Raw genomic sequence first — 14,705 nt, 5'->3', positions numbered from 1 at the left:
TTATTCCTTGAACTTTGAAAGCAACATGGACCCGTTGGTCCCGCCGAACCCGAAGGAGTTCGTCATCACCGTATCCAGACCTGCGTTTTCCACCAGCTTGGTGGCAATTTCTTCCGGCTTCAGGGCCGGATCCAGCGTCTCGACATTGATCGAGGGAACGATGAAGTCGTCCTTCAGCATCAAAAGGCAGTAGACAGCCTCCTGCGCACCGGTTGCGCCTTGGGAGTGGCCGGTCATCGACTTGGTGGAGCTGATCGGCGGGGTGCTGCCCTCGCCGAACACACGGCGGACGGCTTCGACCTCGCCCACGTCGCCCACGGGCGTGGAGGTGCCATGCGCGTTGATGTAGCTGACTTTGCGGCCCTCGGGGATCGTATCCAACGCCAAGCGCATCGCCCGCTCGCCGCCTTCGCCCGAAGGGGCAACCATGTCGGCGCCGTCGGAGGTTGCACCGAAGCCGGTGACCTCGGCATAGATTTTAGCGCCGCGTGCTTTGGCGTGCTCCAAATCTTCCAGCACCACAATGCCACCGCCACCCGCGATGACGAAGCCGTCGCGGTCCGCGTCAAACGCGCGGGAGGCTTTGGTCGGCGTGTCGTTATACTTGCTGCTCATCGCACCCATCGCGTCGAACAGGCAGGACAGCGTCCAGTCCAGTTCCTCGCCACCGCCTGCGAACATGATGTCTTGCTTGCCCATCATGATCTGTTCGGACGCGGCACCAATGCAGTGCAGCGAGGTCGAGCAGGCGGAGGTGATAGAGTAGTTGATACCTTTGATCTGATACGCTGTCGCCAAGTTGGCGGAAATGGTGGAGCCCATGCATTTCGGCACCGCAAACGGCCCGATCCGCTTGGTCGCCCCCGTTTTCAGCACCGACTGGTGTGCCGCGAACATGGCGGACGTAGACGGCCCACCGGAGCCTGCAATCAAGCCTGTGCGCGGGTTAACCACATCACTTTCCTCAAGCCCCGCATCGGCAATCGCCTGTTCCATCGCGATATGCGCGTAAGCCGCACCCGGCCCCATAAAGCGCAGGCGACGTTTGTCGACATGATCGGCCACGTCGATCTTTAACGTGCCAGCAATCTGGCTGCGAAACCCGTGCTCCGCCATCTCCGGCGAAGCGACAATGCCTGAGGTGCCGGATTTCAAGGCAGCGGTGACTTCTTCGGCTGAGTTGCCGATGGGGGATACGATCCCCAGACCTGTAACGACGACGCGACGCATGGGCGTGCTCCTCTTTGGGCTTTAGCTCTCGGAGAGAGCCACTTTCATATCTTTGACTTCGTAAATCACTTCACCATCGGCTTCCACAATACCATCGGCCACGCCCATAGTCAGGCGGCGGGTTTGGATCGCTTTGGTGAAATCGATCTTGTAGGTCAGCATTTTGCGGTCAGGACGCACCATGCCTTTGAGCTTCACTTCACCCACACCCAGCGCGTAGCCACGCCCCTGCCAGCCGCGCCAGCCAAGGTTGAAGCCGGTCAGTTGCCACAGGCCATCAAGGCCAAGGCAGCCGGGCATGATCGGGTTGCCGGGGAAGTGGCACTCGAAGAACCACAGGTCAGGGGTGATGTCGAACTCGGCCAGGATGTGGCCTTTGCCATGTGCGCCACCGTCGCCGGAGACTTCGGTGATGCGGTCCATCATCAACATGGGCGGGGCCGGAAGCTGGGCGTTGCCCTCGCCAAACAGCTCGCCGCGCGCGCATTTCAGAAGTGCGTCCTTGTCAAAGCTCGTTGGGTAATCGCTCATGCCACCCTGCCCCCATATCTCGTTTTGTTACCTTATGTTACACCTAGCATTGGCGCTTTATCGCGTGCAAGGGCCGCCATCGGGCAAGCTGCGACTGATTTTCATTTGAAACATGGGGGGTGCAGGCCCTATATGTAAGGCGAGCAAAGGGAATTTGGCGAATGTTGTCGATAGAAACCAAGCGTGGAACGGAATGGCTGGCGGGTGCAGGATTGCGCCCGACGCGTCAGCGCGTGGCTTTGGCGGAACTTTTGGTTGGCGACGGCCAGCATCGCCACATCACCGCCGAAAGCTTGCACGCGGCAGCCACCGACCAAACCGACGGTGTGTCGCTGGCGACGGTTTACAACACGCTCAAAGCATTCTCCGAGGCCGGACTGATCCGCGAGATCATGGTCGACGGCACCAAAAGCTACTTTGACACGCGCGTTGACGACCACCCGCATTTCTTCTGGGAAGACGAAGGCCATCTGACCGACGCCCCGAAAGAACAGTTGGAAATCGCCTCTTTGCCCGACGCACCAGCGGGTACAGAAATTGCCAAAGTCGACGTCGTCATCCGACTACGCCGCACCTGAACCGCCGCGTTAAGGGAACCTGACCCGATGCTGAACGCCCGAAAAGGTATCGCCGCTGTGCTTGCCGCGATGCTGGCCACTGGACCCGCACCTGTCGCCGCCCACCCTCATGTCTTCATTGATACCGGTCTCGAGATTATTTTCGACGCCGAGGGTCGGCTGACACATGTAAAGGTGACGTGGAACTACGACGATCTTTATTCGCTGCTTTTGGCCGAGGACTACAAGGTCGACGCAGATGGCGACGGGATGCTCACCCCCGAAGAGCGCAAAGAACTGACGGGTTTCGACGCGGATTGGGTGCAAGGCTACGCGGGCGATCTGGAAGCGGTACTGGACGGCCAGATATTGAAGCTGTCACGACCAATTGAGCCGACCGCGGATATGGTGGACGGCCGTATCATTTCGACACATCTGCGCGAGGTTGTCGGGACGCCAATCCTGTCCGGCGATCCCATATCGTTCAAGGCGTTTGATCCGACCTACTACACCGCTTACGACATGACGCTTCCGGTCACGATCACAGGGCGTGAAGACTGCCAGATCCTGCGTATCGAACCCGATATCGACGGCCAGCTTGCACAGATGCAGGCGCAGCTTTTAACGCTGGACGCGAATGCCGACCTTGAAGAGAACGACATCCCGCTGATCGGCGGGGACTTCGCCACCGACATCCGCGTCACATGCCCCGCATTGTAGTTGTCCCTGTTGCCATCGCCATCGGCGCGCTGATCTGGCTGTGGAGCAGCGGTGGATTTGACAGCCTTGCCGCTTTTGCGGCGGGGGAGCAGCGCGACTTTCAAAACCAAATCGCCCGCACCCTGCGCGCGTTGCGCAGCGGCGACGCGGGCGCGCTTACCTTGCTGATGACGCTTTGCTTTGCTTACGGGGTTTTCCACGCCGTCGGGCCGGGACATGGCAAGGTTTTGATCGGCGGGTACGGTTTGGGGCGTCAGGTGCCATGGATGCGTTTGTCCCTGATTTCGTTGGTTTCGAGCCTTGGGCAAGCGGTCACCGCCACCCTGTTGGTCTATGCAGGTGTGCTTGTGTTCAACCTGAGCCGCACCCAGATGGTCGGCGCGGCCGAGGACTACATGGCCCCGTTCAGTTATGCTGCGATCGGGGCGATCGGGGTGTGGCTCACAGTGCGCGCGTTGCGGAAATTCCTGCGCCGTCACCAAGCAGCCACGCATGACCACGCACATCATCCCCACGGGGAGGACGGCACCTGCTCGGAATGCGGGCACAAACACGGTCCCAGCATGGAAGAGGTAGAGAATGCCAGCTCGCTGCGCGACGCGCTGATCCTGATTGCGGGGATCGCCATCCGACCCTGCACTGGTGCGCTGTTTGTTTTAATCATCACATGGCAGATGGGCATAGCGATGGCGGGGATTGCCGGAGCCTTCGCCATGGCGCTTGGCACCGCTGTGGTCACCATTGGCGTCGGGGTTGCAGCCGTGACGATGCGGGCGGGGGTGATCGGATCGTTCGCATCGTCGCGCGTAACGACCCAGATCGTGCCAGCCATTGAATTGATTGCGGGGCTGCTGGTCCTTGTGATCGCGTCGGGCCTTTTGCTGCGCGCCATATGAAAAGGCCGCCCCGAGGGGGGCCTTTCAGGTTAGTTTCCGTATGCGATGGCAGGTAGCCACGTCACGATACTGGGGAAGGCAAACACAATCCCGAGCCCGGTGAGCTGAAGCAACACAAATGGGATAACGCCTTTATAAATATGACCAAGCGTGATCTCAGGCGGGCAAACGCCTTTGAGATAGAACAGCGCAAAGCCCACAGGCGGCGTCAGGAATGACGTCTGCAACGTCACCGCCACTAGAATGGCGAACCAGACGATAGACGGATTATCCACCACCCCAAAGCCGTCGACAGGGATGTCCAAAGCCAAAACAACTGGCAACATCAGCGGCATAATGATCAGCGTGATCTCGATCCAGTCCAGCAGGAAACCCAGCAGGAAGATGATGAACAGGATGAACAGCACAACCATATACTTGTCGTCGAAGGAGGACAGCACCAGATGCTCGATGATTTCATCGCCCCCAAAACGGCGCAGGATGAAGGCAAAGAAGTTCGCCGCGATGAAGATACCGACGATATAGCCCGAGGTGTTCAGCGTCTGGCGCATCACGTCTTTGAACACGGTCATGTTCAGCTTGCGGTTCAGGAACGCCAGAATGGTCGCGCCCATGGCCCCTAGGCCAGAGGCCTCGGTTGGCGTCGCGAAGCCGAAGAAGATCGAGCCGAGCACCAGCAGGATCAACGCCATTGGCGGCATTACCGACAGGGCGGTTTCCTTGATAATCGTCATGTCGACCGGAGGGCGGTTTTCAGGTACCGGCATCGCTTTGGGGTTAACAAGGCCGTAGACGACCAGAAAGACGATGTAGAGCACCCCAAGAAGCAGGCCGGGAAACAGCGCGCCCATGAACAGGTCACCAAGCGAGATGGCCAATTGGTCCGACATGATCACCAGCATGATGGACGGCGGGATCAGAATGCCCAATGTGCCCGATGCAGCAATCGTACCCGTGGCGATAGGTTTGGAGTAATTCTGCGCCATCATTGTCGGGATACCCATGACGCCCAGCAGCACCACCGATGCGCCGATCACTCCGGTTGAGGCCGCGAGGATGATGCCGATCAGCATGACTGACAGCGCCAGCCCGCCTTTCAGCGCGCCGAACAGAACCTGCATGGCCTTCATCATGCGTTGGGCAACGCCGGATTGGTCCAGCATCAACCCCATGAAGATGAACATAGGCAAAGCGACCAAAACAGGGTTGTTGATGATCCCGCCAAAGAAGCGGCTGCCATTGGCAAAGAGCTTGGTATAAGTGATCCCCGTGCGGTCGAATTCGATGAATTCGTTAATGTATTTGCGGTTCGGGTCGAGCACAAACTCACCCAGAACGATAAATACCAACGAGACACCTACAAGGGCGTAAGCCACAGGGACGCCGCGGAATAGCATCACTATGAAGATGGCGAACATGGCCAGAACCGACCATTGGTTCAGCGACATGAAGTCGAGAAGAGATAGGATTTGCATGACCTTATGCTTCCTTGGATGTATTGCGCGACAGCACGAAGCCGATCACGATCAGGAGCGCCAGTAAGGCAATGGCAATCAGCCCCACCTGCGAGAACACGGGTTCTTTGCTGATCGCGCGTGATTTCATGTCCGTCGTCAGCGCGTAGAACCAATAAAAGCCGTAATGGATCACGCGGGTCAGGAAGAACAAAGCCGCCGGAAGCATCCACAAAATCACAGTGTGCAGCTTAACTGCGGAGAAGACCTGAAGGTTACGTCTGAACACGCCCCACGCGGCAATAATTGCAATGACGAACATCACGGGCAACGAAGATTTCAGAAGGTACAGGTGGTGCAACCCGTTGGGGCTACTCGACCCTTCAAGCGCCACGATGGACGACCACGCGTAATGCAGCAGAATGTCGGTCATGATGACCAGAAAAGGCAGCAGCAGCCAGCCAATTGCGAAGACCTCGATCCTCGCCCTTTTGGCAGGTGAATAGTTTTGGTGCAGAATGTCGACGCGCACATGGCTTTGAGTGGTGATGGCATAGGCGAAGCCGGTGAGCATCGCAAAGCCGTAAATCCACCATTGCGCATCATCAAGCCATGCTTGGTTCACACCACTTTGGCGTAAGATGACCTGAGCCACGATGCCCACCATCAAGAGCGGAAACAGCCACGCAACGACATTACCGACGTTGATCATCAGGCGGTCAGGCCAACCGTGATGCTCGCGATCGACGTCACCGGGATCGGTGATGGCAATGGATACCTCATCCAGCCCTCCGGCCAGTTTTACAGTTTCACCCGACATGTTGTTCTCCCCCGCCCCGCTCGGAACGTCCAAATCTTTGGAAAAGGGCGGCCGACTGGGCCGCCCTCAAAGTTTCAATCTCTAACTGCGCGCCTTAGTTGCGGGGGCGTGGCAGGTAGATGTTGTCGTTCCAGACTTTGTAGCCGGCACGGTACTCGGCCAAGTCAGCCCAGACTTCAGCGAAGAGCGGGTCTTCTTTTGCCAGATCAGCAGCAACTTCGTTCCAAGTGCTCTCGAACAGGTCAAGAAGTTCTGGCGACCACTGACGGATTTGAACGCCGTTCTTTTCGGTGTTCTCTACCATGGCCTCAAAGTTGGTCGCTTCGCCTTCGGCTAGGTTGGTCGTGATGTTGGCCAAGCACGCCACTTCGATTTGTGCCTGTGCCATTTCGCCAAGACCCTCCCACGCGTCTTTGTTGACTAGGAGTTCAAACAAAGTGGACGGCTGGTGCCAGCCAGGGAAGTAGTTGAACTTCGCGATTTTGTGGAAGCCCAAGCGCGAGTCGATGCGTGGCATGGAGAATTCGGTCGCGTCGATTGCGCCACGCTCCAGTGCCGGGAAGATATCCGACGCGCCAAGCAGCGAAGTCGAGACGCCAATCTTCTGCATCACTTCAGCGCCAAGGCCAAAGAAGCGCATGTTCAGACCTTGCAGGTCTTCAGCGGAGTTGATTTCGTTCTTGAACCAACCGGAGGTTTCCGGCGCGATCACACCGCAAGGCGTGACGTGCACGTCATAGCCGGCTTCGTCGTACATACGCTGCCAAAGTTCTTTGCCGTCATCATACAGGATCCAGCCAAGGAATTCGCCAGCTTCCGGGCCGAACGGCACAGCAGCGAACAGCGAGGCTGACGTGATTTTACCCTGCCAGTAACCGGAGGTTGTGAAAGCCGCGTCCACAGAGCCGTTCGATACGGCGTCCAGCGCTTCCAAAGTCGGGACCAGCTTACCGGGGTCAAAGTGCTCGAATTCGACTTCGGTCGAAATCGAGTTTAGCTTTTCAACAAAGTCCGTCGCGGCAGTGCCAAGGATCGGAAGGTTTTTGCCGAAGGCAGATGTCATTTCCAGCACGTCTTGTGCTTGAGCTGAGCCAGCTGCGACCGATAGGCCAAGCGCGGCTGCAATTAGGTTGGTTTTCATAGTATCTCCTCCCAGAGAGCTAAATTGGTAATCTTTTTTTACCACGTTGGGGTTTTGCGGCAGAAGTGCCCTGCCAGCAATACCCAGAATTAGGTAGACTAGAGCCAAAACAGCGATGTTGGCAGCCCCTTAGTGGGAAAACAGCGAATTAATTCAGCTTTCTGACGGTTCAGAAACAACTGGCACCACCTTCGCGCAACAGCCGCGCCGGCCGATTCGGGCAAGCCTGACGTCCGAAAAAGCGAGATTCCGCTATACTATTGCCATGATGTTTTTGCTCTATATACCTAACAGACATTGAATCTAAGAATTTGGCCCAGACTTAAAATGCGAATTGATATCCGGTGAATAGTGCCGTGGCTGCCTCACATGATCCTTGGTTGTTGGTGAAAACGCTGAAGGATTCTGCGCCCCTTGACGCTCAAATCGGGTCGCCTGCGCTGCAGATGCCAGAGGAGCTGTGTGAGCCGTTATTCGGCGATCCCGACCCCAAGGCAGATTTCGAGGCATGGGGTGGTGAAGAAAATCTGCCGCCCCTGAAAACCTATGCATTGCTTGATGCAGCCTGCCATCCGGCGCTGCCCGATATTCTGGACACGTCGGATCTGAACCACAAATGCCTGTTCACCGGCAAGGCGCTCGAAGAGCTTGGCGAGGCGGCCCCCTGGCTTGTCGAGCTGGAGCCAGACCACAGCCTGACGCGTAAGCTGATGACGACCGACACCGCCCCGGGTGGGTTGTGGGAGAAGCAGCTGGGCATCTTCCTACGCTCGCGCGTGGATATGAACAGCCTGTGGAAACACTTGCGGCGGTTCACACGTCTGCGCGACGAAACCGGAAAATGGTACTTCTTCCGGTACTGGTCCCCACCGATTTGCACGCGGCTGATGGCCATGGGCAATCACCCCGACGTCGCCCCGCTGGTCTCCGCAATGTTCCCCTCTGGGACCGAAGCGCTGTCGATGGTCGTGACCGCCCCGAGACAGGCGGCAATGCTGTCGCGCGCTCCGGGAACTGTCGCCCCGCGACGCGGAACCCGAGTAATACTCACCCCCGAAATACGTGCGATTTTGCGCCAGATCAGGCGCGAGCAGGAATTCGACGACATCTCGGTCGTCGCGCACCGGCATAGCGCGCCCCAAACCGGACTTACCCTCGACGAAAGCCTTTCGGAGTTAGAACACCTGCGGCACAAGGTTTTTGAAATGGGCTTCTGGCGGCGCGACCACATTGCCAAGATTTGTTGCTGGGAGCTGATCCTCGGGCCTAATTTCATTTCGGAATATGCGAACGGCGCCATTCGGTCTATCCTGATGGGAGCAGAAGCGGCCCATTATGCGATTCAGGACATCGAGAAGTTTCTGGATGCCCAAGCCGAAGCCCAACGCGAGGGTCTTCAACACATCCGCGGCGACGCGGCACATGGAGATACCGATATATGGACGGAGATATGAACAGTGCGCACCCTTCCCCAAGACGATCACGACGCGCCCTTGTGGTGGTGCTTGGCGCCTGCGTCGCGTTTCTTGCGGGTGCTGCGATGATCTTCGGGTTTGGCCAATCGCGCCCGAAATCGCTCAGCTTGTCGGTGCATTCTCACGTGGCGGCACCCGCCGTAAAACGATTGATCCAGAACGGCCGCACGGTTGTCGAGCTGTCGACCAAGGGGCGCAACGAAGGCGGGCCGACCACCTATGGCGACCGCTCCGACGATCTGTTGCAGTTCGAGTTGAGCTGGTACGACATTGTCGCCAAACAAACCTACTCCGCACAGTTCGAGCTGCCCGCCAAGAAGCTGTCGACATTCGGGGATGACAAAGATCACGCTTCAATCGACATTGTGTCCGGCCCCGGCGCGGATGTGAGGGTGACCACCCCCAATCCCGAAGCGCTGCGTTTGGTCGGCTTGCGGCAAACCGACAAGATCACACCTGAAATGGATGCACCTGTTGTGCTTCTTGAACTCTGTGCCAAGCCGGTCGCGGCATCTCAGCCACTCGCTCAAGAACTGGCCGCCGGGGTCGAGGACTGGTCACGGGACCGCGCCCTTGATCAACGTAAACGGTATCTTGCATCAAATCCGGCGCCTCGTTCGCGCTGCGCATCGTAAGGAGCATTCAATGGGCACCTCTGAAAACCAAGATCCGGGCGAAGCAAACGACGCCGCCCGAAGTGCGGGCAACGAAGTGGGCACCGATCCGGCCGATACCATTGCGGTGGCCTGCGACCTGCTGCGAATTGGCGTGTTCTTCGACGGCACCAAAAACTCGCGAGACCACACCGCAGCGGTTGAAGCATGGCACACCAATGTCGACCTGCTGGAACACCTTTATCTGGAAACCCAAGGCGGGCCCGAATGGATCACGGTCAATGGGGAACGCAGACAGGCCAAATTCTTTAGCCGCTACGCACGCGGGATCGGCGTGGAAGCAGACGGCGGAACCACCACCCGTGGCCTTGCATGGGGCACCGGAGACGAAGGAGTGGAGACCCGCGTAGCCAACACGATTGACGAGTTGCTGAACGACATCCGGACCAACGCGTCCGGCATGGAGCCCTGCGACATCTGGTTTGACACATTCGGCTTCTCTCGCGGCTCGGCCGCTGCCCGTGACTTCGCAAATGGCGTGAATGACGGCGAGATCACCTATGGCGCCTCCACCATGAAGGTTAAGTTCATGGGTTTGTTCGACACCGTGTCCTCGGTGGGCAATGCAGGCAACACCGGCAACTATGAAGGAGTGACCCTGAACACGTCCATCGCGACTGCGGAAGTAATCTTCCACATCACCGCCAAAGATGAAATTCGGGAGTACTTCCCGCTCACCCTCGCAAGCCACGGCAGGCGAATTCAGATGGTTGGCGCGCATTCCGACATCGGTGGTGGGTACTGGCCCACCAATGGCACGCCGGATCAGGACACGTTCACCTACGACCCCGAAGACTATCCTGGCGTTACCGCGTTCTATCAGGACCGTTGGGGCGTCACGAACAATTCCCCCGGCACAGGTGACAATGACAGCGTTTCGACCACCGTCGATGAAGGCTACATCTGGGATACCACCGAGCGGGTTATCTCCACCTCGTCGCATCACGGCCTGCAATTTGTGTCACTCAACCTGATGTTCGACCACGCGAAGGATGCAGGTGTGCCGATCGGCGACAGCTTACCAGACACTATCGAAGGGTCTCAGGTGAGTATGGATGCAAACTTGACCGCCTATTACGAGGCCCTCAAGTCAGGGGCAGTCCGGCCGGAACTTGAGAAATCGATCCGCCGCCGCTACGCGCATTTCTCGTCCAACAACTACAGCACGTGGGGACAAAGCCCCAACCTGCCGCAAACCAACGGACGGCGTGTCGTTGCGACGATGTAGCTTTTTTGGCTAATGGCGATCCCTGAAGGACTCGAACCCTCAACCTGCTGATTAGAAGTCAGCTGCTCTATCCAGTTGAGCTAAGGGACCGCTGCCCGCTTATTGCGAAAGGCGGCATCGAAACGCAAGGGCTTTGCTTCTTTATCGTCACTGGTTAAACGTGAACGTAGTTCAAGGGGGCCATATGGCGGGTAAAGTTCAAAAGAAGCGCGAAGATTTGCGCGCGAAGCTCATTGATCTTGCTGAGGAGCGGATCAAGGTCGGCGGCATCTCGGCAGTCCGCGCCCGCGACCTTGCCAAGGAAGCTGGCTGCGCTGTCGGGGCCATCTACAATGTCTTTGGCGATATGAATGACCTGGTGATGGCCGTGAATGCACGTACGTTCAAGCGCGTTGGTGCTCAGGTCTCGGCTGCGGTCGCGGCAGAACCACCCGGCCATCCCGTCAAAACCATGATCGCCATGTCCCATGCCTACTTGCACTTCGCGCGCGACAACACACCCGCATGGCGCACCCTTTTCGATCTAGAGGTCTCGACCGAGGAATCCGTGCCGAAATGGTATCTTGAGGAACTGCAAAAGGTGTTCTCCCTGATTGCTGATCCGCTCAAGCGAATCTTCCCCGATATGTCGCCCGAAGATGTGAGTCTTATGACCCGTGGGCTGTTCTCCTCGGTGCATGGAATCGTGCTTTTGGGGTTGGAGAAGCGTATTTCAGGCGTCCCTATTGATCAGCTAGAACATATGATTACCCTTGTTTTCAGTCACTTAACCTCAACTCCGTCAGAAAAGTGAACATTGTTCAAATAATTCTTGAACAATGTTCAGAAACACGTATCTTGAATTCATGAACAGCGTTCACGAAACGCTACCATGTAGGAGAGACCGAGATGTTTTTGACTTTGAAGACCCTTATGACCGGTGCGAACGCCCGGGCCGAAGAAAAGGTCCGCGACGTCTATGCCATCGAATTAATTGAACAAAAGACCCGCGAAGCCTCGAACAGCCTCGCCGCTGCAAAGGCGACGCTTGCCAGTCTGATCCAACGCCACCGCGGCGAGGATCGCCAGGTTCGCTCGATTGAGGCCCGCGTATCTGACCTTACAGATCGTGCCACAAAGGCGCTGGACGATGACAACGAAGCCATGGCCTCCGAGGCAGCCAACGCGATCGCCCAGCTTAAAAACGAGCTGGAGGTTCGCCGCCAAACCCTCGCCCGCCTTGACCAGCGCATTATGCGTCTGCGTCAAAGCATCGAGACCGGCCATCGACGCATCATTGACCTGAAGCAAGGGGCCATCACAGCCAAGGCCGTGCGCTACGAGCAGGCGATACAAGCCAAGTTGAACACGACCCTGCAAGGGCAATCCAGCGTGGCCGAGGCGGAAGAGCTGATCGCCAACGTCTTGAAGAAGGACGACCCGTTCGAGCAGGCAGAAATCCTCGCCGATATCGACCGCGACCTGAGCCACGAGACGCTCGCCGATCGCATGTCGGATGCCGGATACGGTGCCGCAACACGGGCCACGGGGGCAGATGTCCTCAAGCGCCTGAAGTCCAAGAAATAAACGCATTCAAACCCAATATCTAAGACAAGGAATAATCCAATGAACAATGCATTCAAATCCGACAACGCCCTGATCATGATGGTGAACTTGGCTGGTGTTTTTATCGCCTATGGCATGCTGGCCCTGTCGCTCTACATGTCCCCTGACGTGCCGCTGGCCACCAAAGGTTACTGGGGTATCGGTATCCTGATGCTGTCGCTCAGCTTGGTGAACTTCGTGAAATACCGCTTTGACGAGCGGATCAACGAAGACCGCATCCAGCAGATCGAACGCGCCAAAAACGAGAAAATCCTCGAGGACTACGTGACGGTCGACAAAGCTGCTTAACCGACCCTCACGATAGCGACCGCGCCCTCCTCCCCGTGGGCGCGGTTTTTCTTGATTAAAGCACGCAAACCTTGTCCCTTGGGTGGACCAAGTAAAAAGAGACCTCCGTATGCGCCGTTTCGCCGCCTCCATCGTTGGGCAATTGCTGATCTTCTTCGCGCAGTTCATCACCGCCGCGCGCGCCGACTGGCGCGGGATCGAGCCCGTTCGCCGTCAACGCATCTACTACGCCAACCATTCTTCCAATGCGGACCTCCCCCTGATCTGGACAGTCCTGCCCGCCGCCTTGCGCCGCGACACCCGCGCCGTCGCCGCGGCGGATTACTGGCTGAAGAACAAGCTGCGCGCTTTCATCGGTCGCGACGTATTCCAAGGCATCCTGATCGACCGCCGCGCCGAGCACCGCACAGAGGATCCGATTGCCAAGATCGTCGAAGCCTTGGACGAAGGCGCGTCGATCATCATCTTCCCCGAGGGTGGCCGCAACCGAACCGAGGACCCGCTGATGCCGTTCAAGGCCGGCCTCTACAATATCGCCCGACAACGGCCCGAGATTGATCTAGTCCCCTGCTGGATCGACAACATCTCTCACATCATGCCGACGGGCGAGGTGATCCCCGTCCCGCTTGCCTGCACCGTCACCTTTGGTGCCCCGGTTCATGTGCGCGAAGAAGAGGCCAAAAACGCCTTCCTCAAACGCGCCTCTGACGCATTGCGAGACCTGATTCCGGCGCGGGGGCATGCGTGATGGAAATGACCCAAACCAATTCCGACCTCCTGCTTCTGTTGGCCGCCTGCTGCGGCCTCCTCGTCATTGCGACGCTGATCGGAGAAGTGCTGCGCGCACGCCTGCACAAAACTCATGCGAACCTCACGGTGGAGACTTACCTGACGCGGGTCCACAGCTGGTGGGGCATGGTGTTTTTGTTCTCCATAGCATTGCTGCTCGGCCCCGCAGGCATCATCACCCTATTCGCCTTTTGCTCCCTCGCCGCATTGCGCGAGTTCCTGACGCTGACGACCAAAACCAACGCCGACCATTGGTCGCTAATCGCCAGTTTCTATCTCATCCTGCCGCTGCAATACGTGCTGATCTGGTGGGGCGCGGTCGGGCTTTTTTCAACACTGATCCCGATTTACGCCTTCCTCCTGTTGCCCATCCTCAGCGTCCTGCGAGGCGGCGAAGGGGCCGACAAAAACTTCCTTGCGCGGATATCCGAAACCCAATGGGGCCTGATGATTTGCGTGTTCTGCGCAAGCTACATCCCCGCCTTGGTCACACTCGACATTCCCGACTACGGCGACCGCGCGCCCCTACTCATCGCCTACTTGGTGTTTGTCATCCAGATGGGTGATCTGATGGAGTACTTCGCTGGCCGCCGCATCGGCAGACGCAAGGTGGCGCCAGCCGTTTCGCCAAAAACCCTCGAAGGGATCACCTGCGGCGCGGCGCTCGCTGCGGGTCTTGGCCTGCTGCTCACATGGATGACGCCATTCTCGCCGCTCGCATCCATGGCGATGGCGGTGATGGCATACATGGTCGGCGTCGGCGGGTCTTTGGTTCTGGCGGCAATCAAGTCAGATCGCGGCATCAAGAACTGGGGCCACCTGATCCCCGGCCAAGGCGGTTTCGTCGATCAACTCGATTCAGTGGTATTTGCCGCGCCAGTGTTTTTCCACGTCACGCGCTATTATTACGGAGGCTAGTGCGTCCAAACCCCACGACGGTTCGTCGCGAAGTTCTCGCCGTATCCGCCCGGACGGATCACCGGTTTGCGTTTCTTGGGGTCAGTGACGACCGCAACGATGCCCTTGTCTTTGGCATAATCCAACGCGGCTTCCTTGCTGTCGAATGTCAGCTTCACCTGCGATTGCGTGTCAGTCGACGAGGTCCAGCCCATCAACGGGTCCACTTCACGGGCCGTTTCGTTCACAAACTCCAAAACCCAATTCTTGGTCTTGGCCGTGCCCGATTGCATGGCGGTTCTGGTCGGCTGGAAAATACGTGCGCGCATGGGATGGTCTCCAAAAACTCTGTGTATATATCGCGCTCCTGACACCCTATGGCAAGAGCACAAAACAGCAC

The 14,705-nt window shown here is 57.9% G+C and carries 17 protein-coding genes and 1 tRNA gene; 11 read left to right on the top strand and 7 right to left on the bottom strand.

Annotation, left to right across the window (positions count from 1 at the left end; translation table 11 throughout):
* Both fabB and fabA read right to left on the bottom strand, forming a co-directional pair.
* Positions 1–1,230, bottom strand: a complete 1,230-nt coding sequence (gene fabB, locus BUB72_RS14805; RefSeq protein ID WP_073145301.1) for a beta-ketoacyl-ACP synthase I — start codon at positions 1,228–1,230, stop codon at positions 1–3.
* A gap of 21 nt (positions 1,231–1,251) precedes the next feature.
* Positions 1,252–1,761, bottom strand: a complete 510-nt coding sequence (fabA, locus tag BUB72_RS14800; protein WP_073145299.1) for a bifunctional 3-hydroxydecanoyl-ACP dehydratase/trans-2-decenoyl-ACP isomerase — start codon at positions 1,759–1,761, stop codon at positions 1,252–1,254.
* A 161-nt stretch (positions 1,762–1,922) separates the two neighbouring features.
* On the opposite strand from fabA, the gene irrA reads away from it, so the two are divergent.
* Genes irrA through BUB72_RS14785 form a run of 3 tightly spaced genes read left to right on the top strand, consistent with a single transcriptional unit; the run spans position 1,923 to position 3,934 of the window.
* Complete coding sequence (gene irrA / locus BUB72_RS14795; protein WP_073145298.1) at positions 1,923–2,339, top strand: iron response transcriptional regulator IrrA; 417 nt, start codon at positions 1,923–1,925, stop codon at positions 2,337–2,339.
* Between the two features lie 27 nt (positions 2,340–2,366).
* Positions 2,367–3,038: a DUF1007 family protein gene (locus BUB72_RS14790; protein WP_083588687.1), complete on the top strand. Its 672-nt coding sequence runs from the start codon at positions 2,367–2,369 to the stop codon at positions 3,036–3,038.
* On the top strand, positions 3,023–3,934 hold the full coding sequence (locus tag BUB72_RS14785) for a nickel/cobalt transporter (RefSeq protein ID WP_073145295.1): 912 nt from the start codon (positions 3,023–3,025) through the stop codon (positions 3,932–3,934). The genes BUB72_RS14790 and BUB72_RS14785 overlap by 16 nt, the downstream gene beginning before the upstream one ends.
* Before the next feature lie 29 nt (positions 3,935–3,963).
* Here BUB72_RS14785 and BUB72_RS14780 read toward each other — a convergent pair whose 3' ends face one another.
* From BUB72_RS14780 to BUB72_RS14770, 3 genes are all read right to left on the bottom strand, one after another.
* Positions 3,964–5,409 carry a TRAP transporter large permease gene (locus BUB72_RS14780; protein ID WP_175549175.1) on the bottom strand — a complete coding sequence of 482 codons (1,446 nt, stop codon included), beginning with the start codon at positions 5,407–5,409 and terminating at the stop codon, positions 3,964–3,966.
* Between the two features lie 4 nt (positions 5,410–5,413).
* Positions 5,414–6,208 carry a TRAP transporter small permease subunit gene (locus BUB72_RS14775; protein WP_073145293.1) on the bottom strand — a complete coding sequence of 265 codons (795 nt, stop codon included), beginning with the start codon at positions 6,206–6,208 and terminating at the stop codon, positions 5,414–5,416.
* Between the two features lie 94 nt (positions 6,209–6,302).
* Positions 6,303–7,349 carry a TRAP transporter substrate-binding protein gene (locus BUB72_RS14770; protein WP_073145290.1) on the bottom strand — a complete coding sequence of 349 codons (1,047 nt, stop codon included), beginning with the start codon at positions 7,347–7,349 and terminating at the stop codon, positions 6,303–6,305.
* A gap of 446 nt (positions 7,350–7,795) precedes the next feature.
* Between BUB72_RS14770 and BUB72_RS14765 the strand changes: the two genes are divergently transcribed.
* Genes BUB72_RS14765 through BUB72_RS14755 form a run of 3 tightly spaced genes read left to right on the top strand, consistent with a single transcriptional unit; the run spans position 7,796 to position 10,726 of the window.
* Positions 7,796–8,803, top strand: coding sequence for a DUF4123 domain-containing protein (locus BUB72_RS14765; protein WP_217653864.1), 1,008 nt, complete (start codon positions 7,796–7,798; stop codon positions 8,801–8,803).
* A complete protein-coding gene (locus tag BUB72_RS18875) occupies positions 8,800–9,459 on the top strand; it encodes a hypothetical protein (protein ID WP_175549174.1) in 660 nt (219 codons plus the stop codon). The genes BUB72_RS14765 and BUB72_RS18875 overlap by 4 nt, the downstream gene beginning before the upstream one ends.
* 10 nt (positions 9,460–9,469) lie before the next feature.
* Positions 9,470–10,726, top strand: a complete 1,257-nt coding sequence (locus BUB72_RS14755) for a phospholipase effector Tle1 domain-containing protein (protein ID WP_073145284.1) — start codon at positions 9,470–9,472, stop codon at positions 10,724–10,726.
* A 13-nt stretch (positions 10,727–10,739) separates the two neighbouring features.
* On the opposite strand, the gene BUB72_RS14750 is transcribed toward BUB72_RS14755, so the two are convergent.
* Positions 10,740–10,816: transfer RNA gene (locus BUB72_RS14750), tRNA-Arg, on the bottom strand.
* A 94-nt stretch (positions 10,817–10,910) separates the two neighbouring features.
* On the opposite strand from BUB72_RS14750, the gene BUB72_RS14745 reads away from it, so the two are divergent.
* From BUB72_RS14745 to BUB72_RS14725, 5 genes are all read left to right on the top strand, one after another.
* Positions 10,911–11,519, top strand: coding sequence for a TetR/AcrR family transcriptional regulator (locus BUB72_RS14745; RefSeq protein ID WP_073145282.1), 609 nt, complete (start codon positions 10,911–10,913; stop codon positions 11,517–11,519).
* Positions 11,520–11,614: 95 nt separating this feature from the next.
* On the top strand, positions 11,615–12,292 hold the full coding sequence (locus BUB72_RS14740) for a PspA/IM30 family protein (RefSeq protein WP_073145279.1): 678 nt from the start codon (positions 11,615–11,617) through the stop codon (positions 12,290–12,292).
* A gap of 39 nt (positions 12,293–12,331) precedes the next feature.
* Entirely contained in the window at positions 12,332–12,619 is a 288-nt protein-coding gene (locus BUB72_RS14735) for a hypothetical protein (RefSeq protein ID WP_073145277.1), read from the top strand.
* A gap of 109 nt (positions 12,620–12,728) precedes the next feature.
* Entirely contained in the window at positions 12,729–13,367 is a 639-nt protein-coding gene (locus BUB72_RS14730) for a lysophospholipid acyltransferase family protein (protein ID WP_073145274.1), read from the top strand.
* Positions 13,367–14,326 (top strand): phosphatidate cytidylyltransferase, encoded by a 960-nt coding sequence (locus BUB72_RS14725; RefSeq protein ID WP_342742169.1) that lies wholly within the window; start codon positions 13,367–13,369, stop codon positions 14,324–14,326. The genes BUB72_RS14730 and BUB72_RS14725 overlap by 1 nt, the downstream gene beginning before the upstream one ends.
* Here the strand turns inward: BUB72_RS14725 and BUB72_RS14720 are convergent.
* Positions 14,323–14,634 carry an ETC complex I subunit gene (locus tag BUB72_RS14720; protein WP_073145272.1) on the bottom strand — a complete coding sequence of 104 codons (312 nt, stop codon included), beginning with the start codon at positions 14,632–14,634 and terminating at the stop codon, positions 14,323–14,325. The genes BUB72_RS14725 and BUB72_RS14720 overlap by 4 nt on opposite strands.
* Positions 14,635–14,705 lie beyond the last annotated feature (71 nt).

Origin of the sequence: Litoreibacter ascidiaceicola (assembly GCF_900129235.1) — a bacterium.
GTDB lineage: Bacteria > Pseudomonadota > Alphaproteobacteria > Rhodobacterales > Rhodobacteraceae > Litoreibacter > Litoreibacter ascidiaceicola.
Note: the sequence above shows the minus strand (reverse complement) of the source record. Positions and strands in the feature narration are given on the sequence as shown.

Excerpts from the sequence above, each read along its gene's own strand:
- fabB (WP_073145301.1), bottom strand. The coding sequence starts at position 1,230 with ATGCGTCGCGTCGTCGTTACAGGTCTGGGGATCGTATCCCCCATCGGC.
- fabA (WP_073145299.1), bottom strand. The coding sequence starts at position 1,761 with ATGAGCGATTACCCAACGAGCTTTGACAAGGACGCACTTCTGAAATGC.
- irrA (WP_073145298.1), top strand. The coding sequence starts at position 1,923 with ATGTTGTCGATAGAAACCAAGCGTGGAACGGAATGGCTGGCGGGTGCA.
- BUB72_RS14790 (WP_083588687.1), top strand. The coding sequence starts at position 2,367 with ATGCTGAACGCCCGAAAAGGTATCGCCGCTGTGCTTGCCGCGATGCTG.
- BUB72_RS14785 (WP_073145295.1), top strand. The coding sequence starts at position 3,023 with ATGCCCCGCATTGTAGTTGTCCCTGTTGCCATCGCCATCGGCGCGCTG.
- BUB72_RS14780 (WP_175549175.1), bottom strand. The coding sequence starts at position 5,409 with ATGCAAATCCTATCTCTTCTCGACTTCATGTCGCTGAACCAATGGTCG.
- BUB72_RS14775 (WP_073145293.1), bottom strand. The coding sequence starts at position 6,208 with ATGTCGGGTGAAACTGTAAAACTGGCCGGAGGGCTGGATGAGGTATCC.
- BUB72_RS14770 (WP_073145290.1), bottom strand. The coding sequence starts at position 7,349 with ATGAAAACCAACCTAATTGCAGCCGCGCTTGGCCTATCGGTCGCAGCT.
- BUB72_RS14765 (WP_217653864.1), top strand. The coding sequence starts at position 7,796 with ATGCCAGAGGAGCTGTGTGAGCCGTTATTCGGCGATCCCGACCCCAAG.
- BUB72_RS18875 (WP_175549174.1), top strand. The coding sequence starts at position 8,800 with ATGAACAGTGCGCACCCTTCCCCAAGACGATCACGACGCGCCCTTGTG.
- BUB72_RS14755 (WP_073145284.1), top strand. The coding sequence starts at position 9,470 with ATGGGCACCTCTGAAAACCAAGATCCGGGCGAAGCAAACGACGCCGCC.
- BUB72_RS14745 (WP_073145282.1), top strand. The coding sequence starts at position 10,911 with ATGGCGGGTAAAGTTCAAAAGAAGCGCGAAGATTTGCGCGCGAAGCTC.
- BUB72_RS14740 (WP_073145279.1), top strand. The coding sequence starts at position 11,615 with ATGTTTTTGACTTTGAAGACCCTTATGACCGGTGCGAACGCCCGGGCC.
- BUB72_RS14735 (WP_073145277.1), top strand. The coding sequence starts at position 12,332 with ATGAACAATGCATTCAAATCCGACAACGCCCTGATCATGATGGTGAAC.
- BUB72_RS14730 (WP_073145274.1), top strand. The coding sequence starts at position 12,729 with ATGCGCCGTTTCGCCGCCTCCATCGTTGGGCAATTGCTGATCTTCTTC.
- BUB72_RS14725 (WP_342742169.1), top strand. The coding sequence starts at position 13,367 with ATGGAAATGACCCAAACCAATTCCGACCTCCTGCTTCTGTTGGCCGCC.
- BUB72_RS14720 (WP_073145272.1), bottom strand. The coding sequence starts at position 14,634 with ATGCGCGCACGTATTTTCCAGCCGACCAGAACCGCCATGCAATCGGGC.